The sequence below is a fragment of the Micromonospora sp. AKA38 genome (assembly GCF_027925725.1).
Taxonomy (GTDB): Bacteria; Actinomycetota; Actinomycetes; order Mycobacteriales; family Micromonosporaceae; genus Micromonospora.
Genome location: NZ_BNEI01000005.1, coordinates 468,895 through 495,508, shown reverse-complemented (window position 1 = coordinate 495,508; position 26,614 = coordinate 468,895). Strand labels below are relative to the sequence as shown.

Sequence of the window (26,614 nt, the reverse complement as noted above, 5' to 3'; positions counted from 1 at the left end):
GGTTGGTTTCGACGTGGTGCAGGACGAGGATGGCTTGTGGCGGGTAGGTCAGCGGCGATCCGGTCGGCGCGCAGGCGGGTCTTGCCGCCGTCAAGCAGAAGCAGGTGGCTGGCGGTGCGCGGTGGCCCTCGACAGCCCGAATCCGGGCAGGAGGTGCCGCCACACGTACAAGATCGGGAATCTGCCGCCGGCGACAATCGGTGCGGCGATCGTCGACCGAGGCGGATCTCGTACCCGGCAGGGGTGCGGCCATCGGTCGCTGGCACGTACCTTTGTCGACATGACGCTCCCCAGGCACAGCGGCATCGCGTCCCGGTAGCTGCCGCAGGAGCCTCGGCTCGCCGCCGTCCTGACGCGGCAGACGGACCGTGAAACTCCGCTTCCCGATGAGTGTGTGCAACCGCCGGGGCAGTTAGGCTCGGCTCGTGATTCGCGCTGTGATCGTGGACGTCGACGACACCCTGTGCCTCACTCAGGCCGCCTCGTTCGCTCTGGAGAATGAAATCCTGGCGGAGATGGGCCGACCCCCCATGCGACGGGAGGTGCATCTATCCACCTGGGGCGAGCCGCTTCTGGACGCCATGCCCCGACGTTCACCAGGTCTGGACCTGGCGCAGTTCTCGACGCTCTATCAGAGCGCGCTGGAAGCGTACATCGCCGACGGTCGTCTGGATCTGATTCCCCCTGAGAACCTGCGTGCGCTGGACGAATTCGTGATGACCGGCCGGTCGGTGTTCCTGTTGACGTCGCGGACCGAGGACGAGGTTCGGCACATGCTGGAGCCGGATCATGTCTTGGCCGAGCGGGTCAGCGGCATCTACCACGCCGGCAACACGCGTTTCCGCAAACCGGATCCGCGCGCCTTCGATGAATTGCTGGCAGCGACTGACATACCACCCGGGCAGTGCGTTTACGTCGGGGATTCACCGGGTGACGCACTAGCCGCCGGGGGCGCCGGCATGCACTTCGTCGGCTGCCTGCAGAGCGGGGTCCGGAAACCTACGGACTTCGATCCCCGCTACGTCGATGCCTTCATTGACGCTTTTCCCGACATCGTCGACGCGGTCGAGCAGCTCGACCAGCATTCACTGCCGACGTCTACTGGCTAGCGCGCCGTCGGACGCCCGGTCCTCCGTCAACGGCCGGCCAGGCGAGCGAGATCGCCGGTGCGGGCTCGGCTAGCGGCGGGAGTCGACCGGTGCATGCCGCTCGGGCATGACTCGGCGCCCCGAACCCGACCTGTTCGGCGCCGCCCCTGCCGGTGTCGGGTTGAGCCAAGCCGAGTGCGAGGCCGTCGCTATGGCCGGTGAGCTCAGCGAACGTTTGCAGGTCGACTACGACGACGGGACCGCGCTCTCCGCACTGGCGGTGCATGCTCCTTTTGGCGATGCGTGACGGTCATCAGGTGTTCTCCCTGCTGGATGTCTGGCCGCCGTCCTTCGACGAGATACCCGACACCCTGAACCAGGCCGCCAAAGCCACGATCGCTTACCGGCTGGAGCATGGGCAACTGTTGACCTCCGCACAGTGGGCCGACCTCAACGCCTAACGGCCGCACGGTGTGACGGCTTTCGCCGACGTGCCTGCGGACTGTCGGGCCGTGAAGCTGCGTCCTACCGCACGCCGGCCGGCGCGTCGCGGGCGGCGGCGATCGCCGGTCCGAGGTCGACGCCGCGCACGGTGGCGCCGGCGGCGACCAACGCGGCGGCCGTGGCCGCGCCCAGGCCGGACGCGGCGCCGGTGACGATCGCGGCGGTACAGGCGAACTCCATCAGGCGTGCTCCTTGTGCCGGGGTCACACGTCGGTGACACGCAGGCCCGCGTGGGCCCGGTAGCGCCGGTTGACCGAGATGAGGTTGGCGGTGAACGCCTCGACCTGACACGCGTTGCGCAGCCGGCCGCCGTAGACGCCGCGGACGCCGGGGATCGCGGCGGCGAGATCCTGGACCAGGTCGGTGGCCTCGCGGTCGTCACCGAGCACGAGGACGTCGGTGTCGACGGTGTCGAGGGCGGGATCCTCCAGGATCACGGCGGAGACGTGGTGGAACGCGCCGACGACCCGTGATTCGGTCAGGATCGTGGCGGCTTGCTGGGCCGCGGAGCCCTCCGGCACGTCGAGGGCGTAGGCGCCCTGCCTGTCGAAGCCCAGCGGATTCACGCAGTCGACCACGATCTTCCCGGCCAGCGCCGGGGCGAGTTCGGTGAGCAGTTCGGCGTGGCCCGCCCACGGCACGGCGACCACGACGATGTCGCCGGCGTCCGCCGCGTCGGCGTTCGACAACCCCCGCACGCGGCCGGGCAACGCTGCGGCCGCCTCCGCCGCACGGTCGGCGGCACGCGAGCCGAGCACCACGTCGAGTCCGGCCGCGGCGAAGCGCCGGGCCAGGCCACGCCCCTGCGGGCCGGTGCCGCCGAGCACGGCGACGGTGCGGCCACGGAGCGCCTCGCTGACGGTCATGTGATGTCCTTTCCTCACCCGGTGGCGGGTGGGACGTGGTGGCGTCGCCGGCCGGCCCGGCCACGGCGATGGTCAGGTCAGCCGCTCGTAGATGACAAGCGGATTGCCGCCGGGGTCGACGACCAGCGCCCGCCGCTCGTGCGGTCCGGCCACCGGCGCCGTGACGGTGGCGCCGGCCGCGACCAGCCGCGTCACGCAGGCGTCCAGGTCGTCGATCTGGACACTGAGCAGGGTCCGGCCGGCGACTGGCTGTTGGGAGGCATCGGCCAGGCCGATGGTCACGGTGCCGTCGGTGACCGCGGCGTACCGGTCGCCGTCGCGGAACCGCACCGTCAGCCCGAGACGGGTGTAGAAGTCGAGTTGGGCGTCCAGGTCGTCGGCGGGAACGATCACGTGTCCGACCCTCATCGGCGGAACCTCGGCATGACCTCGCGGGCGAACCGCTCGACGATCTCGATCGACCGCTCGATCGGCAGGCCGAGCCACTGGGCCCGGAAGACGAAGTGGTTGTAGCCAGCGTCCGCGAAGTCCTGGATCTTCGCCGCGATGTCGTCGGGCGAGCCGAAGAACAACGCCTTCTCCTTGATCGCGTCCCACTGTGACTCGAAGAAGTCCATGCCGTACTGGACGTACTCGCCGTAGGAGCGGCGGACCGCGTCCCCGGCCGTCGCGTACGCGTCGTGGAACGAATCCGCGACGCACAGGTCGCGGTGGATCGGGAAGACCGCCCCCTCCTCGTCGAAGCCGGCGGCCCGGCGCTGCTCGCGGTAGTCGGTCAGGTTGCCGACCGCCCAGTTGCGCCGCACGTTCGACGGGGCCAGCCAGGGCAGCCCCTGCCGGGCGATCCGGGCGATCCCCGCCGGGCCGTTGGCGCCCACCCAGACCGGCGGGTGCGGGCGCTGCGCGGGCAGCACGCTGCACCGCACCCCGTCGAGCCGGAAGTGCCGGCCCTCGTGGTGGATCGTCTCGCCGGTCCACAACCGCTGCATCACCGTGAGGGCCTCGGTCATCCGCGAGACCCGGGTACGCCGCTCGATGCCGAACGACGCGAACTCGACGTCGCGGTAGCCGGAGCCGATGCCGAGCACGAACCGGCCGCCGGACATCTGGTCGATGGTGGCGATCTCCTCGGCCCAGTGCACCGGGTGGCCCAGCGGCAGGATCAGGATCCCGGTGCCGAGCTGCATCGTCCCGGAGTGGTCGACGAGCCGGCTCAGCAGCGGCAGCGGTTGCGGGGTGCTCAGTGACGACAGGTAGTGGTGGATGCCGAACACCGAGTCGTAGCCCAGGTCGCGGACGTGCTGGACGTACTCGACGGTCTCGTCGACCCGCCGGCGCAGGTCGTCGCCGGGGGCGTACTGGTGGTCGAGCAGGATGCCGAACTTCACGTCGGTCGCCTACTCTTCCCGCGACCGGGCGTCGCTGAGCCGGAAGTACGGCGCGACCAGCCGGTCCCGGTCGGCCAGCGCCTGGGCGATGCCCTTCTCCCGCCGCTCCTTGAGGAAGTTCCAGTCGCCGTCGGCGAAGCTGACGTTGGTGGCCCAGCCGTGCCCGACCCAGCCGGTCATCGCCCCGAGGCCCTTGCCCCGGGCCTCCATCACCACCTGCATCATCGACTTGCCCATCATCAGTGAGTCGAGCGGCATGACCGCGATCGCGTCGGCGTAGTCGTCGACCCACCGTTGCAGCTCGACGCGCTCGACGACCTTGGTGACCAGGCCCTTGCGTTCACCCTCCTCGGCGCCGATCGCCCGCATGGTGAGCATGACGTCCTTCATCGTGGTCAGGCCGACCTTCTCGATCCAGTGGTACATGTCCTGCGGCGCGGGTCCGAGGTAGCGGAACGCCGGGTGGGTGAACCGGGCGTCCGGGGAGGCGATCACGATGTCGGCGGAGAGCGCGATCTGGAAGTGGCCGCCGTAGCAGTAGCCCTGCACCTGGCAGATGGTCGCCTTGAGCGACTCGATGATCGGGCGGGTGAAGCCGGAGCTGAGCACGTTGCGGTCGGGCAGGATGCGCTGGCGCTGCGCCGGCCGGCGCCGGGACGCCTTGTCGGTGCCGGTCTTGTAGCCGATGTAGTGGCCGAGTTCGGCGGCGTCGGCGCCGGTCCCGAAGTGCTCCCCCTCCCCCTTGAACACGATGACCTTGACCCGGTCGTCGGTCTCGGCCTCCCGGACCAGGTCACCGACCCGCTCGAAGGCGGCGACCGGGATGGCGTTGAGCCGGTCGGGACGGTCGAAGGTGATGGTGGCGACGGCCCGCTGCTCGTCGACGTCGTAGCGCACGTACGTCGCGAGAACCTCGGGGTCGACCTCCATGTTCGCCACGTCCCACTGGTTCTCCAGCAGCTCGGCTTCGGTCTTCTTCACGGCGATTCCTTTTCTCGGGTGGAGCGGAAGGCGGGGATCACCTCGGCGGCGAACAACCGCAGCGAGGCGCGGAGCTTCTCGGTCGGCATGCCCAGCCAGCCGGGGCGGAAGATGAGGTGGTCGAAGCCCAGGTCCCGCAGGGCGGAGATCCGCTCGATGAGGAACTCCGGCGAGCCGAGCAGCAGCGTGTTGCGGACCAGCTCGTCGAACCGGTCCCGCTGCCACCGCAGCGCCGGATACTCGGCGTACGTCGAGTACTCGACCCGGGCGTGCGGCAACGCCTCCGCGACGGCCCGCTCGGTGCTCGGCGCGCAGTACAGCTCGACGCCGACGGGCCGTTGCACCGTCGCCGGGTCGCGGCCGTACTCGGCCAGCGCCTCGTCGTAGACGGCGAGGTGCTCGGGGAGGAACCGGCGGCTCGGCGAGTTGCCCGGCGCGTACCAGGCGTCGCCGAGGCGGGCGGCCCGGCGGACCGCCTTCTTGCCGCCGGCGCCGATCCAGATCGGTGGGCCGCCCGGGGTCAGCGGCCGCACCCCGATCGTGGCGTCGACCTGCGGATAGAACTCGCCCTCGTGGGTGACCGGCGCCCCGGTCCAGAGCGCGCGGATGAGCCGCAGGCTCTCGTCGAAGCGGCGGAACCGGGTCTCCGGGTCGACGCCGAAGGCGGCGAACTCGTTCTCCCGGTATCCCGCGCCGACGCCGAGGACCACCCGCCCGCCGGAGAGATGGTCCAGTGTGGCGAACTCCTCGGCGATGTGCACCGGATGAAACATCGGCAGCAGCAGGATCCCGGTGCCGAGCACCATGTCGCCCGAACGCGGGATCAGGCTCGCCATCATCGAGATCGGCTGCGGGGTGGCCAGGTTGGACTGGAAGTGGTTGATCGTCCACACCGAGTCGTAGCCCAGCTCCGCGGCCAGCTCGACGGTGCCGAACAGGTCGTTCAGGTGCCTGCCGAGGTCGTCGCCGTGCGGGTACTGGTGCGACGCCATGATGCCGAACCTCATCGGCTCACGCCTCCTTCCGGCACGGCAGCCGACACGCGGCTGATCTTCCCGGTCGTGCTGCGTTCCAGTGCGGGCACGAACTCGATCCGCCGGGGCGTCTTGAAGTGGGCCAACCGGTCCCGGGCGAAGGCGACGAGCCGGCCGGCGAGCGCGTCGTCGCCGACCGCGTCGTCGTCCTCGCGCACCACCAGCGCCACCGGGATCTCGCCGAGCCGGTCGTCCGGCCGGCCGAGCACCCGGACGTCCCGCACCAGCGGATGCCCGCGCAGCTCGTCCTCGATCTCCTCGGGCCACACCTGGAAGCCGCCACACTTGATCATGTCTCGCTTGCGACCGACCAGGAAGAGCACGCCGTCGTCGTCGACGTAGCCCATGTCGCCGGTGTGCACCCAGCCGTCGCGGACCAGCTCGGCCGACGCCTCGGCGTCGTCGACGTAGCCCCGGGTCAGCGCGGACCGGACCACCACCTCGCCCTCCGCGCCGGTCGGCAGCGCGGCGCCCGCGTCGTCGCGGATCTCCAGCTCGACGCCCGGGTAGACCCGGCCGGCGGAGCCCGGCTTCCACCGGCCGGCCTTCATGTCCCGCCCGTTCCAGCCGGCGATGTGACCGGCCTCGGTGGAGCCGTAGTTGACCAGGATGGGCACCCGATAGCGCTCCTCGAACGCGCGCCGCACCGGCCACGCGATCGCCTGCCCGGCCACCAGGACGGACTTGACGCCCTGGAACGGCAGGTCCCGCCCGGCGTGGACGATGTCGAAGACCATCGTGGGCAGGAAGAAGAAGTTGTCGAACGCGAACCGTGCCATCAGGTCGGCGAGCCGGTCCACGCCGAAGCGTTCCCAGACCACCGCCGGCCGGCCGACGAAGAAGGCGAACAGCAACGCGTGCTGGCCGCCGCTGTGGAACAGCGGCAGCGCGATGAGGTTGGGCTTGGACTCCGGGGCCGCGGTGCCCTCCGCGTCGGTGCCGGTGGTCACCCGGGCGAGCCGCGTCAGCGACTCACGCGTGCCGCCGTGGGTGACGCTGACCGCCTTCGGCCGGCCGGTCGTGCCGCCGGTGAACAGGATGCAGGCCTCCGCCTCGGGTGCGACGTCGACGCCGGGGACCCGGACCTCCCGCCGCCAGGGCAACGCCGGGGCGCCGGGCAGCCCGCCGGCGACGGACCGGACCGGGAACGGTACGCCGTCCGGCGCGGCACCGAGCAGGTCGGCGACCACGTCCGGGCGACGGTCGTCGACGAGCAGCAGCCGGGGCGCGGTCTTCGCGGTCGACTCGGCCAGCTCGGCGGCGTTGTACAGGCTGCTGACGGTGACCGGCACCGCGCCGATCTTCCACGCCCCGAAGAGGAAGAACACGATTTCGGGCCCGTTGGTGAGGTAGCAGGCGACCCGGTCGCCGGCGACGACGCCCTCGGCCCGCAGCGCGGTGGCGACACCGCCGGCGAGCAGGTCGATCTGGTCGAACGTCCACGACCGGCCGTCCTCGCCGTACAGGCCGGGCCGGTCGCCCCGGTCGGCGTGCCGGTTCTCCAGCACCCGGGCCAGGTTGGCGGCGGTCACCGGAGCACCTCGGGCGCGGTGGCGGGGCTGCTGACCCGCGGGATGACCTCCGCACCGAAGCGGGCGAGCTGCTCCATCGCCTCGTCCTGCCCGGCGCCGACGAACTGGTGCCGCAGCGAGACCTCGGTGATGCCCAGCTCGGTCTCCCAGCGGCGCAACTTGGCGACGATCTCGTCGGCGGACCCGACCAGGCAGTCCTCGGCCAGATACCGGTCGAGGTCGAGGGACTGGGCGTCGTCCCACGACTTGTAGCCCGCGTACTGGCGTTGCAGGTGCGGACGGACGGCCGCGACGGCCGCCGGATAGCTGTCGCCGAGGTACGCCTCGCGGCTCATCGGGTACTCCCGTTCCAGGGGAAAGCCACGCTCGGTCAGCTCGGCCCGGTAGAGGGCGAGCAGCCGGGCCAGTTCGTCGTCGTTGCCCTTCGGGCCGACCAGCCACGGGGCGTCCAGTCGTGCGGCGCGGCGCACCGCGGGTTCGGCGAACGCGCCGATCCACAGCGGTGGACCGCCGGCCTGCGCCGGGCGCAGCGCCAGGTGCGCGCCGGGCACCTCGCCCCAGCTACCCGCGATGTCGATCGTCTCGCCGTTCCACAGCGATCGCAGGATCGGGACGTACTCCCGCAGGCGCCGCAGCCGGTCCTCCCAGGCCACCCCGAACGCGGTGGTCTCGCGGCGGCGGTAGCCGGCGCCGATGCCGACGGTGAGCCGGCCGCCGGAGAGCACGTCGAGCGAGGCCAGGTCCTCGGCGAGCGCTACCGGGTTCAGCAGCGGCGCCAGCAGGACCCCGAACCCGATCCGGACCCGGCCGGTGGCGTGGGCCAGGTAGCCGGCCAACGGGACGGGCTGGACGAACGCCGACCGGGCCAGGAAGTGGTGTCCGAGGTAGACGGCGTGGAAGCCGGCCGCCTCGGCGGCGACCGCCTGGGCCAGCACGCCGTCGATGCCCTCGGTGGCGGAGGCCGACGGGTCGAACTGGGCGCTCAGGAAGCAGCTGACCTTCACCCGAGGACCGCCTCGGCGGCGGGCGCGCTCACCGCGGCACGGTCGGCGTCCTGGGCCCGGAAGTGCGGGATGACCTTGTCGGCGAACTCCTCCATCGAGCGCAGCGCCTCCCGGCGGTCCAGCGACGGGATACGCAGCCAGCCGATGTAGTGGTTGATGCCAAGCTGCTCGCGCAGCATCTCGATGGTCTCGATGACGCGCTGGGCGGAGCCGAAGTTGCCGCCGTGGGTGAGCGTCTGCTCCAGCGTCAGCAGCTCGATGTTCTTGGCGACCGCCGCGTAGTAGGACCGCTCCTTCTCGACGGCCTCCGCCGAGCCCGGGATGACCTTGCCGACGGACTTGTAGTAGGTCATCGCCGCCTGGGCGGCCTCGCGGAGGCCCTCCCGGCTGTCACCGCACCAGACCTGCTGCATGAACGGCAGGTCGTAGGTGGAGATGTCGAAGCCGTTCTCCCCCATGCTCCGCCGGTAGAGGTCGAAGTTCTTCTGCATGATGCCCAACGGTGTGAAGTTCGGCGAGGTGATGATCGACTCGCCCACCGCGCCGCGCTCCCGGAAGCTCTCCGGCGAGACCGTGCCCTGCAGGATCGGCGGGCCGCCCGGGGTGAACGGCCGCGGATAGGTCGTGACGCCGTCGTAGTGGAAGATCTCGCCGTGGTAGGAGAAGTTCTCCTGCGACAGTGCGAGCCGCAGGATCTCCAGGGTTTCCTGGTAACGCTGCTTCGACTCGGCCAGCGGGACGCCGAAGCCGGCGAACTCGGCGGGCTGGTAGCCACGGCCGACGCCGATCGAGACACGGCCGCCGCTGAGCACGTCGAGGGCCGCGATGTCCTCGGCCAGCCGCAGCGGGTGGTGCAGCGGCAGCACGAGGACGGCGGTGCCGATGGTGATCCGCGTGGTCCGCTCCGCGACCGCCATGCCGAAGTTCAGCGGGCTGCCGAGGATGCCGTACTTCGAGAAGTGGTGCTCGGCGAGCCAGATCGAGTCGAAGCCGAGTTCGTCGGCCAGCTGGATCTCCTCGAGGGTCTCTCGAAGCACCTGGTGGTCCGATGCGCCGTCGGCCACCGGGAACAGGTTCATGATTCCGAACTTCACGGCCTTCTCCTCATTTATTCCGACCAGCCGGTATGTTACTGCTCCGGCCGAAGCCGGGCAAGGGTTCCGCAGGTCAGGCGCGATCTGCCCGGCGCGCCCGGATGCGCAGCTCCCCGGTCCGCCGCCGATGCCACGAGCCCCGTCCGCACCAGGCGTCCAACACGAACGCGCGACGCAGGAACAGGTGCGGGTCCGCCTCCATGGTGATGCCCATCCCGCCATGCACCTGGATGCACCGCTCCGCCGCGAAGATCGCCGCCCGCCCCGCCGCCGCCTTCGCGGCGTGCACCTGGATCTCGGCGTCCGGACGGCCGTTGTCGACCGCCCACCCGGCGTACAGCGTCAGGTCCCACGCCGCCTTGCGCGCGGTGGCCGCCTCGGCGAGCGGGAACGCCACCCCCTGGAACGACCCGATCACGTGCCCGAACTGCCGGCGTGTCCGCGCCTGCTCGGCGGCCAGGTCGATGGCGCCCTGGGCCACCCCGCACAACTGCGCGGCCACCACGAGCGTGGCCCGCCACGCGCCCGTCCCGACCGGCTGCGTCCGCTCGGGCGCGGCCAGCGCGACGTCCGACAACGGCATCGACGGGTCGAGCGACTGCCGCGCGGTCACCCGGGCCGGATCCGCGGCCCAGACCCCGTCGGCACCGAGGGCGACCACACCGTCCGCCTGCGCCGCGTACGGCACCAGGGTCCGGGCCAGCCGGTCCGGTGACGACCGGTCCGCCCAACCGGAACCACCCGGCACGTCGATCGCCGGGGTGAGCACCCGGCTGCCGTCCAGCACCCCGTCGGGGAGCGCGTCGGTACGCCGCTCGTCGCCGCACAGCAGTTGGACGGCCGCCGCGTGCGCCGGGAACCGGCTCGGTGCCAGCCGCTCGCCGAGTGCCTCGACGGCGACCAGCAGGTCGATCAGGCTCGACCCGACGCCCCCGGCCGACTCGGGCACCCCGAGCAGCGCGAAGTCCCGCAGCAGCGGTCCGTCGCACGCCGGGGCCCGCCACGGGCCGGACAGCGCGTCGCGGGCCGTGCCGCCGGCACCGTCCGCGAGCGAGCCCACGGTCTTGCCGATCTCCTGCTGCTCCTGGGTGAATGTTGCGCGCATCCGGCGACTCCGCTCAGCGTGAGCGGGGCAGGTGCAGCACCCGCTCCGCGAGGATCGACTTCTGGACTTCCTCCGTGCCGCCCTCGATCGTGTGGGCGCGGGCCCGCAGGTAGCGGCGGATCCGGGCGGCGGCGCCGTCGCCGTCGACGAGCACCCCGCCGGCGTCGTCGAGCTGCACGGCGAGCCGGTTGGCGTGCTGCACCACGCCGGCCCACAGGCTCTTCAACGCCGAGGTCTCCGGCCCGGGGACCCCGCCGGCGCGGCTCTCCCCGAGCATCCGCATCGAGCCGATCCGGACCGCCTCGGCGTCGCACTGCAACGCGCCCACCGCGTCGACGAACGCGCTGTCGTCGGCCGTGCCCCGCGCGAGCGCGACGTCGACCACCCGGTCGACCGCCTGGCGGGCCCACACCCAGAGGTTCAACGCCATGCTGCCGCGTTCGAACGCGAGCGTGGTGAGCGCGACCGGCCAACCGTTGCCGACGCCGCCGAGCACGTCGGCGTCGGCGACGAACACGTCGTCGAGGAACATCTCGTTGAACTCCGTGTCCCCGTTGATCATCACGAGCGACCGCACGGTGAACCCGTCCATCGGGGCGAGGAAGTAGGTGATGCCCCGGTGCTTCGGCGCGTCGGTGTCGGTACGCGCCAGCAGCAGGCACTTCGACGCGTTGTGCGCGTTGGACGTCCAGATCTTGGCGCCGTTGATCCGCCAGCCGCCCTCGACCCGGGTCGCCGCCGTGCTCAGGCTGGCCAAGTCGGAACCGGAGCCGGGCTCGCTGAAGCCCTGGCACCAGTACTCGTCGCCGCGCAGGATCCCGGGCAGGTGCCGGGCCTGCTGCTCCTCGGTGCCGTGCGCGATGATCGTCGGCCCGGCCAGCATCATGCCGACGCCGTTGAGCGGGTACGGCGCGCCGCGTACCGCGGCCTCCTCGTTGAAGATGGCCTGCGCGAGCGCGTCCAGCCCCCGGCCGCCGTGCGCGACCGGCCAGGACAGGCCGGCCCAGTTGCCGGCGCACAGCCGGTCCTGCCACACCCGCGACCAGTGCTCGCGCTCCTCCTGGGACAGCTCCTCCTGGTCGGGCACGTCCGCCAGCGCCTCGTCGAGCCACCTGCCGACCTCGCGCCGGAACGCCAGGTCGGTGTCGCTGTCAGCGAAGTCCATGCCCACCTCCCAGCGGGTCGTCGGTCACGCCGGTCACGCGCTGGGCTCCTCGACGCGCGTGAGCCGGGCCTTGTAGAGCTTGCCGTTCGGGTCCCGCGGCAGGGCGTCGCGCAGGACGTAGGAGGCCGGGCGCTTCGGCTTCGCCAACCGGCCCGTCAGGTAGTGGCGCAGCTCCTCGACGGCCGCGTCCGGATCCGGCGCGGTGTCCCGCAGCACGACGTGGGCCTGGGGCACCTCGCCGAACTCCGGATCGGGCACGCCGACCACGCCGGCGTCGGCGACCCAGTCGTGGCCCATCAGCGCCGCCTCGATCTCGGCCGGGTAGACGTTGACGCCACCGACCAGGATCAGCTCGGCCGCCCGCCCGGTGATGTAGAGGAAGCCGTCGGCGTCGACGTGGCCGACGTCCCAGACGGTCATCAGGCCGTCGCGGCGCGCGCCGTCGGTCTTGCCCGGGTCGTTGTGGTACTCGACCCGGTCGTCGCCCTGGCGCATGTAGACGATGCCGGTCTGCCCGACAGGCACCTCGTCGCCCAGCTCGTCGAGGATCCGCAGGGTCGAGATGGAGGCCGGACGCCCGACCGTGCCCGGGTGGGCCAGCCACTCGTGCGGGCGCGCGACGGTGGTGCCCACCTCGGTGGAGCCGTAGTACTCGTAGACCACCGGGCCGAACCAGTCGAGGATCCGCTGCTTGACCTCGCGCGGGCAGGGCGCGGCGCCGTGCAGCACGTAGCGCAGCGAGGAGAGGTCGTAGCCGTCGCGTACCGGCTGGGGCAGTTGCAGCAGCCGGTAGAAGTGGGTCGGCACCATGCTGGTCCCGGTCACCCGCTGCTGCTGGACCCGCCGCAGGAAGCCCTCCGGCGTCCAGCCGTCCATCAGGACCATGGTGCCGCCGGCGTGCAGCGCGCCCATCGCCGGGGTGATGTTCGCCGAGTGGTACATCGGCGCCGAGACCAGCCAGGACGCGAACGCGCCGCGCTCCATGCCGAACTCCCGGAACAGCCAGACGTAGGTGAGCGCGCCGGTGTCCGCGTCGACGCCGCTGAGCGGGCGCTTGACGCCCTTCGGCCGGCCGGTGGTGCCCGAGGTGTACATCATCAGCGAACCGGCCGGCGTGTCCGGCGGGCTCGTCGCGGGCATGCCCTCGGTGAGCGCCGACAGCGGTCGGGCCCGGTCACCGGCGGGCGTGCCGTCGAGGTAGACCTGGATGCCGGGCACGGCCGCGGCGGCGGCCACCACGACGTCCTCGACCCGCTCGGAGCCCACCACCACCCTGGCGGCGCTGTCGGTGAGGATGTAGGCCACCTCGGGCTCGGTGAGGTGGTAGTTGAGCGTCACCAGGTAGAGCCCCGACTGCATCGCGGCCAGGTACAGCGCGACGAGGCCGACGCTGTTCGTCATCACCGCCGCGACCGTGTCGCCGGGCCGCAGGCCCGCCCGGGTACGCAGGCCGTGCGAGATCCGGTTCACCTCGGCGTACAGCTCCCGGTAGGAGATGCGCCGGTCATCGGCGGTCACGATCGCGCACAGGTCCGGTTCCGCGGTCGCCCACAACCGAAACCCGGTCCGCTCCTCGCTCATCGGACTCCTTGAATTAGATTCCGACCATCCGGTATGTTGATGCCTCACAGTAAGGGAGCACCCGGACGATGTCCATACCCGTGAGCGACGTACACGCCGCCAGCTGGCGAGCCCGCCAGGTGCCCGCCCCCACCGAGGTCGTCGACGGCGTCTGGGCCGTCCCCGTCCCCCTGCACGGCAGCGCCCTGCGGTCCATCACCGTCTTCCTGGTCGAAACGAGCGACGGCCCGGTCCTCGTGGACGCCGGCTACGACCACCCGAGCTGCTGGGCGTCCTTCCAGCGGTCGCTCGCGTCCATCGGGCACCGGGTCGACGCCATCTCCACCGTCCTGCTCACCCACAACCACCCGGACCACGTCGGCTTCGCCGACCGGCTGCGGGCCGTCTCCGGCGCGCGGATCGTCATGGGCGGCGCCGACGACTTCGCCACCATGCACCGGCGCCGCGGCAGCTTCCTCCAGCAGCTCCGGACCGCGCTCGGCCTCACCGGCGCCCCACCCGACGTCGTCGACGGCATGTACGCCGACGCGGTCGAGGTCGCCGTGCACCACGAGAGCCTGCGCCTCGACGTCGGCCTGACCGGCCGGACGGAGCTCCGCTTCGGCGACGTGACCATCCACGCCGTGCCCACCCCCGGGCACACCTACGGGCACACGGTCTACTTCGACACCCGCGGCCTGGTCTTCACCGGCGACACCATGATGGCCGAGGGACCCACCCAGCTCGCCATCGTGAGCCGCCCCGAGGACGACCCGGCCGCGGACCTGTTCCGGTCGCTCCGACGCATCCGGGACCTCGGCGCCGAGATCGCCTGCCCCGCGCACCAGTTCCCGTACCGGGACGTCGCCGCCCGCGCCGACGCGCTCGCGGCCTTCCACCGCGACGAGGTCGAGGCCCTGCGCGGCCTGATCGGCGACGGCGCCACCGCCTGGGACCTCGCGCGGCGGACGACCTGGAAGAAGCCGTGGGACGACCTGGGTCGCGGCACCCGGCGGTTCGCGCTCGTGCACACGCTCGCGCTGCTGCGCCACGCCGCGAACACCGCCCGGTGACCGGACCGCTCAGTCCCGCCGGGCCTCGTCGTACGTCCAGTCCGGCCGCAACGAGGACCGCAGCTCCCGAAGCGCCCGCTTGAGCACCTTGCCCGACGGGTTGGTCGGGAACTCCGGCACCAGGTAGACCTCCTTCGGGAGCTTGAACCGGCCGAGCCGCTGCCGCGCGTGCGCCATCAGCGCCTCCGGGCTCAACCCCGGCCGGCCGATCACGAACGCGGCCGGGACCTCCAGCCACACCGGATGCGGCGCCGCCACCACGGACGCGGCCAGCACGAGCGGATGGTCGGCGAGCACGTTCTCGATCTCGGCGCTGGACATGTTCTCCCCGCCGCTGCGGATCATGTCCTTGAGCCGGTCGCGGATGTAGAGATAGCCGTCGGCGTCGAAGCAGCCGATGTCACCGGTGTGGAACCAGCCGTCCCGAAACGCGTCGCGGGTCGCCTCCGGGTCGTCGAGGTAGCCGGGGCTCACCTTCGGTCCCCGCGCGACCACCTCGCCGTCCACGCCGACCGGCACGTCGTCGCCGTCCGGGTCGACCACCCGGACCTGCACCCACGGCACCGGGATGCCGACCGAGCCCTGCTTGGCCTCCTGGTGCGCCGCGTCGAGATAGGTCAGCCCGCTGCACGTCTCGGTGAGGCCGTAGCCCTCGATCAGCCGGGCGTTCGGGAACAGCCCCCGCGCCACGCCGAACAACGCGGACGTGACCTGGGAGTAGATGAGCCACCGCACCGACGACAGGTCCGTCCCGGCGCCCGCCTCCCGGCGCACCATGTCGAGCATGGTCGCCGCCAGCACCATGCCGGTGATCCGTTCCGTCTCGATCGCCCGCAGCACCGCCGCCGGCTCGAACCGCCGGTGCAGCACCATGCAGCCGCCGACGTGCCAGATGCCGTAGCCGGGCAGGTCGGTGCCGCCGACGTGGTAGAGCGGCGCGACGTTCAGGATCCGGTCGGTCGGCCGCAGCCCGAGCTCGACGATCTGGGCGTGCATGTTCATGTTCACGTTGCCGTGGGTGAGCAGGACGCCCTTGGGCAGGCTGGTCGTGCCGGAGGTGTAGACGATCCGTTGCAGCGCCGCGTCGTCGAGGTCGGCGTCGGCGACCCGGGCGCCCCGGTTCGCCTCGACGAGGGCCCGCAGGTCGAGCCAGCCGCCGTCGATCGGCTCCAGCGCGAACCGGCGTACGTCCGGCAGGTCGGCGGTGGCGGCGCCGGTGAGCCCGGCGTACTCCGGCACCGTCGCGACCGCCTCGACCCGCGCGTGCCCCAGAAGCTGGGCCAACTCGGCGGGCGTGAGCCGGTAGTTCAGCGGCACGAAGACCGCGCCGAGCTTCGCCAGCGCCAGCGACAGGAGCAGGAACTCGGGCACGTTGTTCGCCACGATCGCCACCCGGCTGTCCCGGCGTACGCCCTCGGCCGACAGGCCGGCGGCCAGGGCGTTGACGTCGTCGTCGAGCTGCCGGTGGGTCCACCGGCGGCCCTCGAAGACGAGCGCGTCGGCATCGGCGAACCGGCGGGCGTTGCCGGCCAGCATCGCGGCGAGGTTCGCGGTGCTCACGCCGTGCCGACCGGGCATGCGCTCACGGCCCTCGCTGCGCTCGGTGCGTTCACTCACGCCCGGGCCGCCTCGGCCTCGCGCAGGCCCTTCTTCAGGACCTTGCCGGAGTCGTTGCGCGGCAACGACGCCACGATCTGCACGTACTTCGGCACCTTGTACCGGGCCAGGCTGGCCCGGCAGTGCTCGCGCAGTTCCTCGACGGTGGTGACCGCCCCGTCGGTGAGGATGACGAACGCCTTGGGGACCTCGTCCCACCGCGGGTCCGGCACCCCGATCACGGCGACCTCGGCGACGCCGGGGTGCTGGGCGAGGACCCGCTCGATCTCGGCCCCGGCGATGTTCTCCCCGCCGGACTTGATCAGGTCGGCGCGGCGGTCGACGAACCACAGGTAGCCGTCGGCGTCGATCCGCCCGATGTCGCCGGTGAGGAACCAACCGTCACGCCGGGTACGCCGGTTGGCCTCGTCGTCTTTCCAGTAGCCGGGAGAGACCTTCTCCCCCCGCACGATGATCTCCCCCTCGACGTCGGGGCCGACCGGCCGGAAGTGCTCGTCGACGATCCGGATGTGCACCCCGGGGAACGGCGCCCCCAGCGCGCCCAGCTTGGACTCCTCGTGGGCGGCGTCCAGGTAGCAGACCCCGTTGCACAGCTCGGTCATGCCGAACGTGTCGACCAGGCGCACGTGCGGCAGCCGGCGCTTCACCTCGCGCCGCACGCCCGGCGCGACCCCGGCGAAGAGCAGGTAGCGCAGCGACGACAGGTCCGGCGGCTCGTCGAGGTCGAGCAGTCCGAACAGGATCTGCGCGGCCAGGACCATGCCGGTGACGCGTTCCCCGGCCGCGATCCGGGCGATGTCCGCCGGCGTGAACGTCGGCGTGAGCACCATCGTCGCGCCGGCCACGAACGTCGCCAGGCCGGGCGCCTCCAGACCGCTGACGTGGAACAGCGGCGCGGAGACGAGGATCCGGTCGTCGGCGGTGAGTTCCAGCTCCAGGATCTGCGCGAAGTGGTTCGCGGTGAGGTTCCCGCAGGTGTGGATGACGCCCTTGGGCCGCGCCGTGGTGCCCGAGGTGTAGAGCAGCCGGTGGATGTCGGCGGGCCCCTTCTCCGCGTCGGCGACCCGCACCCCCGGCGGCTGCCGGTCCCGCAGGTCGGCCAGCCGCCGGGCGCCGGCGACCACCCGATCGCCGTTGGCGACGAGCGCCCGCAACCCGGTCGCGGCCGCCAACCGGGCCACGTCGTCGGCGAAGGCGTCGTCGTAGAGCAGGCCGGTGATGCCGGCCTGCGTGATGACGTACGCCTGCTCGTCGACGTGCAGCCGCCAGTTCAGCGGCACCGAGATCGCGCCGAGCCGGCTCAGCGCCAGCAGCTCGATGACGTAGGTGGCGGTGTTGCGTCCCAGCACCCCGACCAGGTCACCGTCGCCGAGGCCGGCGTCCCGCAGCGCCGCCGCGTGCCGGTCGACGTCCGCGTCCAGCTCGGCGTACGTCCAGCGGGCGTCGCCGTCGACCAGGGCCTCGGAGTCGGCGCGGCGCAACGCCTGGCGGCGCAGAGTCTCGGTGACGTTGCTGCCGGCCATCAGTCGTCGCTCCCCCGCCGCCGGGCCAGGATCTCCTCCCGGGACGGCAGGGACACGAACTCGAGCAGGTTGCCGTCGAGGTCGCGGGCGGCGAAGGCGGTGATGTGGCCGTAGTTCTCCAGCAGCACCCGGTTCGGCGCGGACAGGCACTCCGCGCCCAGGTCGACCAGCCGCTGGTGCAGCTCGTCCAGCTCGTCGCGCGGCACCTCGAAGCTGAGCAGGAACGTGCCCAGCTCCAGGTGCCCGGCGGTGGCCGTGCGGGTCTTGACGCCGTTCCACTCGATGAGTTCGAGCTGCCCGATCCGGCTGGGCCCCTGGAGGTACTGGACCCGGCCGGTGGTGCCGGCCGGCAGTCCCAGCGACACCTCGATCCCGGGGCCGCCGACCTCGGTACGCAACGTCCGGCGGTAACCCAGCGCCCGCTCGTAGAAGTCCGCGGCGCGGTCGACGTCGGAGACGGTCATGGCCACGTGGTGCACTTCGCTGACCGGCATGATGACTCGCTTTCTCACTGATTCGCGACGGCTCGGGCGGACGGTCCGGACGGCCCGCCGAGGACGCGCTGGATCAGCGTGACCTCGTCGGCGCCGCTGTCGGGGACGATGAAGTCGTCGAGCCGGCAGATGTCGTCGACGGCGTCGAGGATGTCGTCGGGCGAGGCCGGCTCGGTCCCGCCGTACCAGCCGGGGGTGACGCCCAGGAAGATCCGCCCCACCCGGCCGCCCCCGACGGTGAGGATGTGCCGGTTGAGCCGGCACTGCTCGGAGGCGAGGAAGGTGGCCACCGCGGCGACGTGCCGCGGGTCGAACCGGTCGGTCAGCTCACCGAGGAGGTTCTCGGTCATCCGGGTCGCCGCGGTGGGCGCGATCGCGTTGACCAGGATGCCCCGGCGGGCGCCCTCCAACGCGAGCACGTTCATCAGACCGATCAGGCCGGCCTTGGCGGCACCGTAGTTGGCCTGGCCGAAGTTGCCGAACAGGCCGGACGACGAACTGGTCAGCACGATCCGGCCGTACCCCCGCTCGACCAGGTGCGGCCAGGCGGGGCGCAGCACGTGGAACGCGCCGGCCAGGTGCACGTCGAGCACCGCGCGTACGTCCTCGTCGGCCATCTTGGCCAGCGTCCGGTCACGCAGGATGCCGGCGTTGTGGATGACCGCGTCGATCCGGCCGAACCCGTCGATCGCCCGGCCGACGAGGTCGGCGCCCCCGGCGGCGGTGGCCACCGAGTCGGTCGACGCGACGGCGACGCCGCCGGCCGCGCGGATCTCCGCGACGACCCGCTCGGCCGCGCCGGAGGAACCCGAGCCGTCGACCGTGCCGCCGAGGTCGTTGACGACCACCGAGGCGCCCCGCTCGGCGAGGGCCAGCGCGTGCGCCCGGCCGATGCCGTTGCCGGCGCCGGTGACGATCACGACCCGGCCGTCGAGGGTGACCCGGCCGCTCATCGCTGGTGCCCCAGGACCGCGACGAACGCGACGCAGGAGCCCGGCTGCCCGCCGAGGTTCTGCGCGACCGCCAGCCGGGCGTCGGGCACCTGCCGCGCGCCGGCCTCGCCCCGCAGTTGGGTGAAGCACTCGAACATCATCCGCAGTCCGGTCGCGCCGATCGGGTGGCCGAACGACTTGAGGCCGCCGTCGGTGTTGACCGGGAGCGCCCCGTCGAGGTCGTACCGGCCGTCGAGGATGTCGCGCCACGCCTTGCCGCGCGCGGAGAAGCCGAGATCCTCCATCAGCACCACCTCGGTCGGGGTGAAGCAGTCGTGCACCTCGGCCAGCGAGATCTCCGACGCCGGGTCGGTGACGCCCGCCTGCTCGTACGCCTCGCCGGCCGCGGCGACCACCTCGGGGAAGGTGGTGAAGTCGTAGCCGTCGGCGGCCAGCCCGGCCCCCGAGCCGGCGACGAAGCTCATCCCCCGCAGGTAGACCGGCTTGTCGGTGTACCGGTGGGCGTCCTCGGCCCGGACCAGGATCGCCGCCGCCGCGCCGTCGGAGACGCCCGAGCAGTCCATCACCCCGAGCGGCCCGGCGATCCGCGGCGAGTTCTCCACGGTCTCGGCGGAGACCGCCCTGCGGAACTGGGCGCGCTCGTTGCGGGCGCCGTTGGCGTGGTTCTTCATGGCGACCTTCGTCAGCGCGCCGCGCATCTGCCCGGCGTCCACCCCGTACGCCTCCTGGTAGGCCGGGGCGAGCAGGGAGAACCCGGCCGGCGCGGTCCAGTCCACGTCGGTGCCGTCGGCCGGCGGGAACACCGCCGACAGGCCGGAGTACGAGGAGTCCTTCAGCTTCTCCACGCCGGTCGCCATCACCATGTCGTACGCCCCGGATGCCACCGCGAACGCCGCGTTGCGGAACGCCTCCGACCCGGTGGCGCAGTAGTTCTCGACCCGGGTGACCGGCTTGCCCACCAGCCGCAGCGGGCGGGCCAGGGTCTGCCCGGACATGCCCGAGCCCTGGGTGCCGACCCAGAACGCGTCGACGTCGTCGAGCGTGACGTCGGGCAGCGACCCGACGCACTCCCGCACGGCGTCGACGAGCAGGTCGTCGGCGGAGCGGTCCCAGTGGTCCCGGAACGGGGTGCAGCCCATCGCGACGATCGCGACGTCCTGCGCGGTACGCCTACTGGCCATCAGCGGTGTCCTTCCCTGGCGCGGTTTCCGGACGGGCCGGGCGGAGCTTCCAGAAGTAGTTGTGGATCGAGTCGGTGGTCCAGAGCCGCCGGAAGGTGGGTGTCATCGGCATGCCCACCACGACGTCGCCGGGCGGGACGTCGGTGGCGTACGCGCTGAGCCGGCCGCCGCCGTCCACGTCGGCGACGACGATGGCGACCTCCGGCTCCGGCATGGTCGTCAGGTGGTCCCGGGTGGCCGAGACCACCCGGGCGGTGCGGTCGCGCAGCGAGACCTTCGCGGTCGCGGCGCCCGACCCGTCGACGCCGCAGGACGCGCAGACCCGACCGGGCGGCGTGGTGACCCGGCCGCAGGCGTCGCACCGGCTGCCCTCCAGCCGGTACTTCCAGCCGGCCCGCCGGTGCATCGGCGGGGCGGCCGGCGCCGGCGCCGCCGGCCGGGCCGGTCCCTGGACGTCGAGCAACCCGCGCCAGCGCAGGTAGCGGCCGTAGCCGAGGCGCTGCCGCGCGGCGAGCTGGGCGCGTACCGACGGCCCGCCGCGCGCCGCGCGTACCCCGGCACCGACCCGCAGCACGAACGCATCGGCGCCCTCGGTGGCGGACAGCAGCAGGATGCTCTGACCGGGCGGTGCCTCGTCGAGCGCGGCGGCGAGCAGCAGCCCGGGGTGGGCGGCGCCGGTGAAGCCGGTGGCCCGCTCGATGGCCGCGTCCTGCCCCGAGCCGCCGAGCGCCCGGCGCAGCGCCGTCGCGGCCCGCGGGTTCGACGACGACACGACCACCTGGTCGACCGTGTCGAGGGACGCCTCGGCCAGGGCCCGGCGGGCGGCGTCGAGGCCGGCGGCGACGAGGATCTCGGCGGTGAACCGTTCGTCCCAGACCCGGTCGTGCCGCTCCCCGGGCAGCCGCCACCGGTCCAGCACCTCGGCGGTCCGGCCGACGCGCGCGAGGAGCACGGCGGCCCGAAGGCCACCGACGAACGCCGCGGCGGCGTCCCCCTGGGCCAGTTCGTCGGGCGCGCCGGGCCGGGTGGTCCGCACGTCGGCCAGCGCCGCCGTCGCGCCGGCCCGCAGCACCAGGTCGAGGGCGGACGCGCCGGCGCGGTGGCCGCGCAGGTCGAGCGCGGTCACGCCGGGGTCGAGCCCCAGCGCCTCGTGCACCACCCCGGCCGAGGTCTTCGCCTCGTACGGCGCGCTGGTGGTGGCGAGCAGCAGCTGCCGGCCCGCCGGGGTGTCGGCGGCGATGTGCCGCAACGCCTCGACGGCCATGGTGACGGCGTCCTCGTCGTACGCGGCGACGCCGCGCGCCGGGCCGCCGGCACGCGGCGGCCCGGTCACGTCCAGTCTGTTGTCGTCGAGCGCGTACGCCGGTAGGTAGGCCGCGTAGGCGTCGATGCCGGGCTGTTCGGACATGGGGCGCGCGTTCTCCTTCAGCTCCACGAGGGAATGGCGGCGAGCAGGCGCCGGGTGTAGTCCTGCCGCGGGTGGTCCAGCACGTCCGTCGCGTCGCCCTGCTCGACGACCCGGCCGCCGCTCATCACCGCGATCCGATGGCAGAGGTCGCTGGCCAGCATCAGGTCGTGGGTGACGAACAGCAGGCCGATGCCGAGCTCGTCGACCAGGGTGCGGAACAGGTCGACGACCTTGGTCTGGGTGGTCACGTCCAGGGCGGTGGTGCACTCGTCGGCGATCACCAGCGCGGGGCGGGTGACGACGGCGAGGCCGATGGCGACCCGTTGCCGGAGCCCGCCGGAGAGCTGGTGGGGATAGCTGTCCAGGACGCGCGGGGGGTCGGTGATGCGCATCTGCGCCAGCACCTCCACCGAGCGCCGCTCGACCTCGGCCCGGGTGATGTCGCGGACGTGGCGACGCAGCACCTCGGCGAGCTGGGTGCGGACCTTCATCAGCGGGTTCAACGACCGGGACGCGTCCTGGAAGACCATGCCCACGGCGCTGCCCCGGACCCGGTCGGTCCGGTCGACGCCGGGGGCGACCACCACGTCACCGGCGAGCGCGACGCTGCCCCGCTCGACCCGTACGTTGCGGTCGAGCAGGCCGACCACGGCGCGGGCCAGGGTGGTCTTGCCGCTGCCGGACTCGCCGACCACGCCGACGATCTGGCCCTGGCGGATCCGCAGGTCGACGTCGTCCAGCAGGCGCAGCTCGCCGTCGGCGAGGCGGACGGTGACGGACAGTCCGGACAACTCCAGCAGCGCGGTCATCGGCGCCTCTTCCGCGGGTCGTGGTGGGTGAGCAGCGCGTCGCCGAGCAGGTTCACCAGGAGCACCAGCAGGGTGATGGCGAGCCCGGGGAAGAACGCGATCCACCAGGCCTGGCTCAGCTCGTCCTGGCCGGAGGCCAGCATCGAGCCCCAGCTGTTCATCGGGGGGACCACGCCCAGGCCGAGGAAGCTCAGCGCGCTCTCGACCAGGATCGCGGTGCCGACCTGGAGCGTGCCGAGCGCGACGATGGTGCCGGCCAGGTTGGGCAGGATGTGCCGGAACACGATCCGTGCTTCCGAGGCGCCGGCGGCGCGCAGGCCGATGACGAACTGGCGTTCCCGGATCGCCAGCGTCGCCGCGCGGGTGACCCGGGCGCACACCGCCCAGCCGGTGAGCGCCAGCACCAGGAACAGCACCGGCAGCGAGCTGCCCCGGTTCGCGATGATGGCGAGGGCGACCAGGATGAACGGCAGGGCCAGCTGCGCGTCGATGAGGATCGAGATGACCCGGTCGACGCCGCCCCGGAAGTAGCCGGCCAGCAGACCGAGCAGCGTGCCGGGGCCGATCGCGACGAGCGCGCCGACCAGGCCGATCACGATGGTCAGCCGGCCGGCCGAGACGAACTGGGTGAGCAGGTCCTGGCCGAGCTTGTCGGTGCCGAGCGGATGCGCCCAGGTGCCGCCGTCGAGGAAGGCCGGCGGCCGGCGGGTCGCGGCCAGGTCCTGACCGGCCTCAGGCAGCAGGCCGGTCAGCGGCAGCACGAACACCGCGACGGCGGCCACCACCAGCGGCACCGCCAGCCAGAAGACCGAGGTACGCCCGCGGCGGCCGGCCCGCCGGGGCGGCGACACGGTGGCGGCGACGGGGTCGAGTTCGAGTTGGCTCACGGTGGTCACCGCACCCTCGGGTCGACGACCGAGTGCAGCACGTCGACGAGCAGGTTCAACAGCACGAAGACCAGCGCGCCGAAGACGACGATCGCCTGCACCAGCGGGAAGTCGCGGAACTGGATGGCCTGCAACGCGAGCTGCCCGAGCCCCGGCCAGGAGTAGACGTACTCGACCGCGACCGCGCCGGAGAGCAGGATCCCGGTCTGCAGCACGACGATCGTCAGGATCGGCATCATGGCGTTCTTGAAGGCGTGCCGCCACACCACCCGGCCGGCGCTGATGCCCCGGGCGCGAGCGGAGTCGATGTAGGGCTCGGCCAGCGCGTCGCTCATCGACGCCCGGGTGAGTCGGGCGATGTGCGCCATCGGGTAGACCGACATGGTGAGGGCGGGTAGGACCAGGTGCTTCGGGCTGCCCGACTGCCCGGCGGGCAGCCAGCCGAGCTGCACGGCGAACAGCACCACGAGCATCATGCCGAACCAGAAGACCGGCACCGACTGCCCGAGCAGCGCGAGCGTGGAGGCTCCCCGGTCCCACCAGGTGCCCTCCCGGGTCGCCGCGAGCACCCCGAGCGGGACACCGACGAGCAGCGCCAGCGCCATGCCGGCGCCGACGAGCTGGAGGGTGTACGGCAACCGATCGGCGATCATCGAGACGTTCGACTGGTAGAACTGCAGCGACTGGCCGAGGTCGCCGGTGAAGACGCCCTTGAGGTAGTCGAGGTACTGGGCGGCGACGGGCAGGTCCAGGCCGAGCTGGTGGCGCAGCGCCTCGCGCTGCTCGGGCGGGGCCATCGGGCCGAGGATGGTGGCGGTCGGGTCGCCGGAGAGGCGGCCGAGCAGGAACGCCAGGCTGAGCGCGATGAGCAGGGAGGCGAACAGCGAGGCGAGCCGGCCGCCGACGCGGCGTACGGTGCGGGCCTTCATCGGCGGGACCTCCATCGCGCGCCGGGCATCGCGGCGAGCAGTTCGCGGGTGTAGTCGTGCTCGGGTGTGCCGAAGACCGTCTCGCAGGGCCCGGCCTCGACGACCCGGCCCCGGTACATCACGTGCACCGAGTCGCAGACGGAGCGGACCACGGCCAGGTCGTGGCTGATCATCAGCAGTGCCGCGCCGGTGGTCGCCCGGATCTGCCGGAGCAGGGCCAGGACGTCGGCCTGGACGGAGACGTCGAGGCCGGAGGTCGGCTCGTCGGCCACGATCAGGCGCGGGCGCATGAGCAGGGCGCGGGCGATGCAGACCCGTTGCGCCTGACCGCCGGAGAGTTGGTGGGGGTAGCGGTCGAGCAGGTCCGGGGCGAGCCGGACCCGGCCGAGCAGGTCGGCGTCGCCGATCCAGGAGGTCCGCTCGGGTTGCAGCGAGCGCAGCTCCCGCAGCCCGGACCGGACCGACTGGCGGGGGTCCAGCGAACCGTGCGGATCCTGGAACACCACCTGAACGTCGGGGCGAAGCCGACGCAGTTGGCTGCGGCTGGTCGCGTGCAGCGGGTGGCCGAGCAGCCGGATCTGGCCCGCGCCGCGCGGGCCCAGGCCGGTGGCGGCCATCGCGAGCGTGGTCTTGCCGGAGCCGGACTCACCGACGACGGCGACGCTCTCGCCGGCCTCGATGCGCAGCGACACCCGGTCGACGGCCCGGAAGACCTCACCGGTGCGGTCGTTGCGGTGCTCGACGACGAGGTCGTCGACCACCAGTACGGGGGTGTCCGCCGCCGGGGTGCGGGGGCGCCGGCCGGTGTCGCCCGGCGCCCCCGTCTTGACTACCTCGGCCATCGTCAGCGGGTCGTCTTCGTGAAGTCCACGGTGTTCAGCGGGCCGAACACCACGCCGGCGACACCCGGGCCGGTGGCGTAGTTGAACACCTGCCGGTAGAGCGGGACGTAGCAGTGCTTCTGGACCACGCCGATCGTGTTGAGCTGCTCGTAGATCGGGGTGGCCTGCTCGGCGCCGTCCTGCTCCAACGCCTGCTGGGCGAGCGCGTCGATCTGCGGGTCGGGGCAGTTGCCGGTGATCGACTTCGTCTTCATGAAGCCGCTGACGAAGTAGTCCGGCACGGCGACGTTCGGGACGCCGGCGAAGATCGCGATGCCGGGGACCTGGCGGCCGATGATCCGCTTGACCAGCGTGCCGTAGTCGAGCGGCACGTAGGTCACCTTGAAGCCGGCCTTCTCCAGACTGCCACCGACGGCCTGCGAGACCTCCTCGATGTTGGTGTACTGCGCCGCCGGGTAGCTGATCTGCACGCTCGGGGTCGCGCCGCCGACGAGTTCCTTGGCCTTGGCGGGGTCGGCGGTCACGCGCTGCGTCGGCTGCTGACCGGGTCGGACGTTGAGCAGGCCGGCGTCGGGCACCGCCTGGCCGTCGAAGATGCCCTTGACGATCGCGTCGCGGTCGACGGCCAGCGCCGCCGCCTCGCGCAACTTCGGGTCGTCGAACGGCGCCTTCGTCGAGTCGAGGAACGCGATGATCTTCATGGCGGTCTCGGTGCTCACCACGTTCACGCCCGCCGCCTTGGCCGCGCTCGCCTGCGCCGGCGGCAGGTCGAAGGAGACGTCGACGCTCTTGCTCTGGATCAACGCGAGCCGCTGGGCGGCCTCGTTCGCCCAGGTGAAGGTGACGCCCTCGTTCGTCGCCTTGGTGCCCCAGTAGTCGGGGTTGCGCTTGACCGAGATGTCGCGGCCGGCGTTCGCGCCGCCCCAGACGTACGGGCCGGTGCCGACCGGCGCGGCGGCGAAGCCCTCCGAGCCCTTCTCCTGGTAGTACTTCGGCGGCACCAGGTAGACGGTGGTGAGCAGGTCGGGGATGTCGTACTGCGGGGTCTTCGTCTTGACCACGACGGTGGTGGCGTCCGGCGCCTCGATCGCGGTGACGTTGCCGAAGTAGGACTTGAGCTGCGACGCGGCGCTGTCCCGGGTGAGCGTGATGGTGTTGGCGACCGCTGCCGCGTCGGCCTTCTCGCCGTTGCTGAAGCTGATGTCCGGCCGGACCTTGAAGGTCCAGGTGGTGGCGTCGGTGCGGGTCCAGCTCGTCACCAGGCCGGTGTCGGTGGGCGTCAGGTCGTCGCCGGTGTCGATCAGGGGTTCGAGCATCGTCGCCCAGACGATCTGGGCGGAGCGTGCGCCCACGATCGGGTCGAGCGTCGCCGGTTGGGCGGCGAGCAGAGCCCGGATGGTGGCCGTGCCGGACGCGCCGGCGTCGTCGGAGTCGGAGCCGCCGCATCCGGTCAGGCCGGCGCTCGCGAGGGTCAGGGCGGTGGCGACTGCCAGGAAGCGCCGGGAACGCAAGGACTTCATGATCATCGTGGTGTCCTTCACAGCGATGGACCCGTCATGTCTTCCGCGTGAGGCGGC

The 26,614-nt window shown here is 72.3% G+C and carries 26 protein-coding genes; 3 read left to right on the top strand and 23 right to left on the bottom strand.

Going from position 1 to position 26,614, the window contains the following annotated elements:
* Positions 1-425 precede the first annotated feature (425 nt).
* On the top strand, positions 426-1,109 hold the full coding sequence (locus TPA0908_RS19905; protein ID WP_281940079.1) for an HAD family hydrolase: 684 nt from the start codon (positions 426-428) through the stop codon (positions 1,107-1,109).
* A 296-nt stretch (positions 1,110-1,405) separates the two neighbouring features.
* Positions 1,406-1,549, top strand: a complete 144-nt coding sequence (locus tag TPA0908_RS19900) for a hypothetical protein (RefSeq protein WP_281940078.1) — start codon at positions 1,406-1,408, stop codon at positions 1,547-1,549.
* 64 nt (positions 1,550-1,613) lie between these two features.
* On the opposite strand, the gene TPA0908_RS19895 is transcribed toward TPA0908_RS19900, so the two are convergent.
* The 12 genes from TPA0908_RS19895 to TPA0908_RS19840 all read right to left on the bottom strand — a co-directional run bounded on the left by TPA0908_RS19895 (position 1,614) and on the right by TPA0908_RS19840 (position 13,342).
* A complete protein-coding gene (locus TPA0908_RS19895; RefSeq protein WP_281940077.1) occupies positions 1,614-1,772 on the bottom strand; it encodes a hypothetical protein in 159 nt (52 codons plus the stop codon).
* Positions 1,773-1,795: 23 nt separating this feature from the next.
* Positions 1,796-2,458, bottom strand: coding sequence for an NADPH-dependent F420 reductase (gene npdG / locus TPA0908_RS19890; RefSeq protein ID WP_281940075.1), 663 nt, complete (start codon positions 2,456-2,458; stop codon positions 1,796-1,798).
* A 72-nt stretch (positions 2,459-2,530) separates the two neighbouring features.
* The gene (locus TPA0908_RS19885) at positions 2,531-2,866 is read right to left on the bottom strand and encodes a VOC family protein (RefSeq protein ID WP_281940073.1); all 336 of its coding nucleotides are present in this window, start codon (positions 2,864-2,866) and stop codon (positions 2,531-2,533) included.
* Positions 2,863-3,846, bottom strand: coding sequence for an LLM class flavin-dependent oxidoreductase (locus TPA0908_RS19880; protein WP_281940071.1), 984 nt, complete (start codon positions 3,844-3,846; stop codon positions 2,863-2,865). The genes TPA0908_RS19885 and TPA0908_RS19880 overlap by 4 nt, the downstream gene beginning before the upstream one ends.
* 9 nt (positions 3,847-3,855) lie before the next feature.
* The gene (locus tag TPA0908_RS19875) at positions 3,856-4,827 is read right to left on the bottom strand and encodes an enoyl-CoA hydratase/isomerase family protein (RefSeq protein ID WP_281940069.1); all 972 of its coding nucleotides are present in this window, start codon (positions 4,825-4,827) and stop codon (positions 3,856-3,858) included.
* Complete coding sequence (locus TPA0908_RS19870) at positions 4,824-5,834, bottom strand: LLM class flavin-dependent oxidoreductase (protein ID WP_281940067.1); 1,011 nt, start codon at positions 5,832-5,834, stop codon at positions 4,824-4,826. The genes TPA0908_RS19875 and TPA0908_RS19870 overlap by 4 nt, the downstream gene beginning before the upstream one ends.
* Positions 5,831-7,393, bottom strand: coding sequence for a class I adenylate-forming enzyme family protein (locus tag TPA0908_RS19865; RefSeq protein WP_281940065.1), 1,563 nt, complete (start codon positions 7,391-7,393; stop codon positions 5,831-5,833). The genes TPA0908_RS19870 and TPA0908_RS19865 overlap by 4 nt, the downstream gene beginning before the upstream one ends.
* A complete protein-coding gene (locus tag TPA0908_RS19860; RefSeq protein ID WP_281940063.1) occupies positions 7,390-8,397 on the bottom strand; it encodes an LLM class flavin-dependent oxidoreductase in 1,008 nt (335 codons plus the stop codon). Before TPA0908_RS19860 ends, TPA0908_RS19865 begins: the two co-directional genes overlap by 4 nt.
* The gene (locus tag TPA0908_RS19855) at positions 8,394-9,491 is read right to left on the bottom strand and encodes an LLM class flavin-dependent oxidoreductase (RefSeq protein WP_281940061.1); all 1,098 of its coding nucleotides are present in this window, start codon (positions 9,489-9,491) and stop codon (positions 8,394-8,396) included. The genes TPA0908_RS19860 and TPA0908_RS19855 overlap by 4 nt, the downstream gene beginning before the upstream one ends.
* 73 nt (positions 9,492-9,564) lie before the next feature.
* Positions 9,565-10,596 carry an acyl-CoA dehydrogenase gene (locus TPA0908_RS19850; RefSeq protein ID WP_281940059.1) on the bottom strand — a complete coding sequence of 344 codons (1,032 nt, stop codon included), beginning with the start codon at positions 10,594-10,596 and terminating at the stop codon, positions 9,565-9,567.
* Between the two features lie 13 nt (positions 10,597-10,609).
* Positions 10,610-11,761 carry an acyl-CoA dehydrogenase family protein gene (locus TPA0908_RS19845; protein WP_281940057.1) on the bottom strand — a complete coding sequence of 384 codons (1,152 nt, stop codon included), beginning with the start codon at positions 11,759-11,761 and terminating at the stop codon, positions 10,610-10,612.
* Between the two features lie 33 nt (positions 11,762-11,794).
* On the bottom strand, positions 11,795-13,342 hold the full coding sequence (locus TPA0908_RS19840; RefSeq protein WP_281940055.1) for an AMP-binding protein: 1,548 nt from the start codon (positions 13,340-13,342) through the stop codon (positions 11,795-11,797).
* Between the two features lie 80 nt (positions 13,343-13,422).
* On the opposite strand from TPA0908_RS19840, the gene TPA0908_RS19835 reads away from it, so the two are divergent.
* Positions 13,423-14,394 carry an MBL fold metallo-hydrolase gene (locus TPA0908_RS19835; RefSeq protein ID WP_281940053.1) on the top strand — a complete coding sequence of 324 codons (972 nt, stop codon included), beginning with the start codon at positions 13,423-13,425 and terminating at the stop codon, positions 14,392-14,394.
* A 9-nt stretch (positions 14,395-14,403) separates the two neighbouring features.
* On the opposite strand, the gene TPA0908_RS19830 is transcribed toward TPA0908_RS19835, so the two are convergent.
* Genes TPA0908_RS19830 through TPA0908_RS19780 form a run of 11 tightly spaced genes read right to left on the bottom strand, consistent with a single transcriptional unit; the run spans position 14,404 to position 26,563 of the window.
* On the bottom strand, positions 14,404-16,011 hold the full coding sequence (locus tag TPA0908_RS19830) for a class I adenylate-forming enzyme family protein (protein ID WP_281940052.1): 1,608 nt from the start codon (positions 16,009-16,011) through the stop codon (positions 14,404-14,406).
* A complete protein-coding gene (locus TPA0908_RS19825; protein ID WP_281940050.1) occupies positions 16,008-17,534 on the bottom strand; it encodes a class I adenylate-forming enzyme family protein in 1,527 nt (508 codons plus the stop codon). The genes TPA0908_RS19830 and TPA0908_RS19825 overlap by 4 nt, the downstream gene beginning before the upstream one ends.
* Positions 17,534-18,028, bottom strand: coding sequence for a VOC family protein (locus TPA0908_RS19820; protein ID WP_281940048.1), 495 nt, complete (start codon positions 18,026-18,028; stop codon positions 17,534-17,536). Before TPA0908_RS19820 ends, TPA0908_RS19825 begins: the two co-directional genes overlap by 1 nt.
* A gap of 14 nt (positions 18,029-18,042) precedes the next feature.
* Positions 18,043-18,981 (bottom strand): SDR family NAD(P)-dependent oxidoreductase, encoded by a 939-nt coding sequence (locus TPA0908_RS19815; RefSeq protein WP_281940046.1) that lies wholly within the window; start codon positions 18,979-18,981, stop codon positions 18,043-18,045.
* Positions 18,978-20,162 (bottom strand): acetyl-CoA acetyltransferase, encoded by a 1,185-nt coding sequence (locus tag TPA0908_RS19810; protein ID WP_281940045.1) that lies wholly within the window; start codon positions 20,160-20,162, stop codon positions 18,978-18,980. Before TPA0908_RS19810 ends, TPA0908_RS19815 begins: the two co-directional genes overlap by 4 nt.
* A complete protein-coding gene (locus TPA0908_RS19805; RefSeq protein ID WP_281940044.1) occupies positions 20,152-21,570 on the bottom strand; it encodes a zinc ribbon domain-containing protein in 1,419 nt (472 codons plus the stop codon). The genes TPA0908_RS19810 and TPA0908_RS19805 overlap by 11 nt, the downstream gene beginning before the upstream one ends.
* 17 nt (positions 21,571-21,587) lie before the next feature.
* A complete protein-coding gene (locus tag TPA0908_RS19800) occupies positions 21,588-22,379 on the bottom strand; it encodes an ABC transporter ATP-binding protein (protein WP_281940043.1) in 792 nt (263 codons plus the stop codon).
* Positions 22,376-23,266 (bottom strand): ABC transporter permease, encoded by an 891-nt coding sequence (locus TPA0908_RS19795; protein WP_281940041.1) that lies wholly within the window; start codon positions 23,264-23,266, stop codon positions 22,376-22,378. The genes TPA0908_RS19800 and TPA0908_RS19795 overlap by 4 nt, the downstream gene beginning before the upstream one ends.
* Before the next feature lie 5 nt (positions 23,267-23,271).
* Positions 23,272-24,195: an ABC transporter permease gene (locus tag TPA0908_RS19790; RefSeq protein ID WP_281940038.1), complete on the bottom strand. Its 924-nt coding sequence runs from the start codon at positions 24,193-24,195 to the stop codon at positions 23,272-23,274.
* The gene (locus TPA0908_RS19785) at positions 24,192-25,037 is read right to left on the bottom strand and encodes an ABC transporter ATP-binding protein (protein WP_281940037.1); all 846 of its coding nucleotides are present in this window, start codon (positions 25,035-25,037) and stop codon (positions 24,192-24,194) included. Before TPA0908_RS19785 ends, TPA0908_RS19790 begins: the two co-directional genes overlap by 4 nt.
* A 2-nt stretch (positions 25,038-25,039) precedes the next feature.
* The gene (locus TPA0908_RS19780) at positions 25,040-26,563 is read right to left on the bottom strand and encodes an ABC transporter substrate-binding protein (protein WP_281940036.1); all 1,524 of its coding nucleotides are present in this window, start codon (positions 26,561-26,563) and stop codon (positions 25,040-25,042) included.
* Positions 26,564-26,614: the final 51 nt, after the last annotated feature.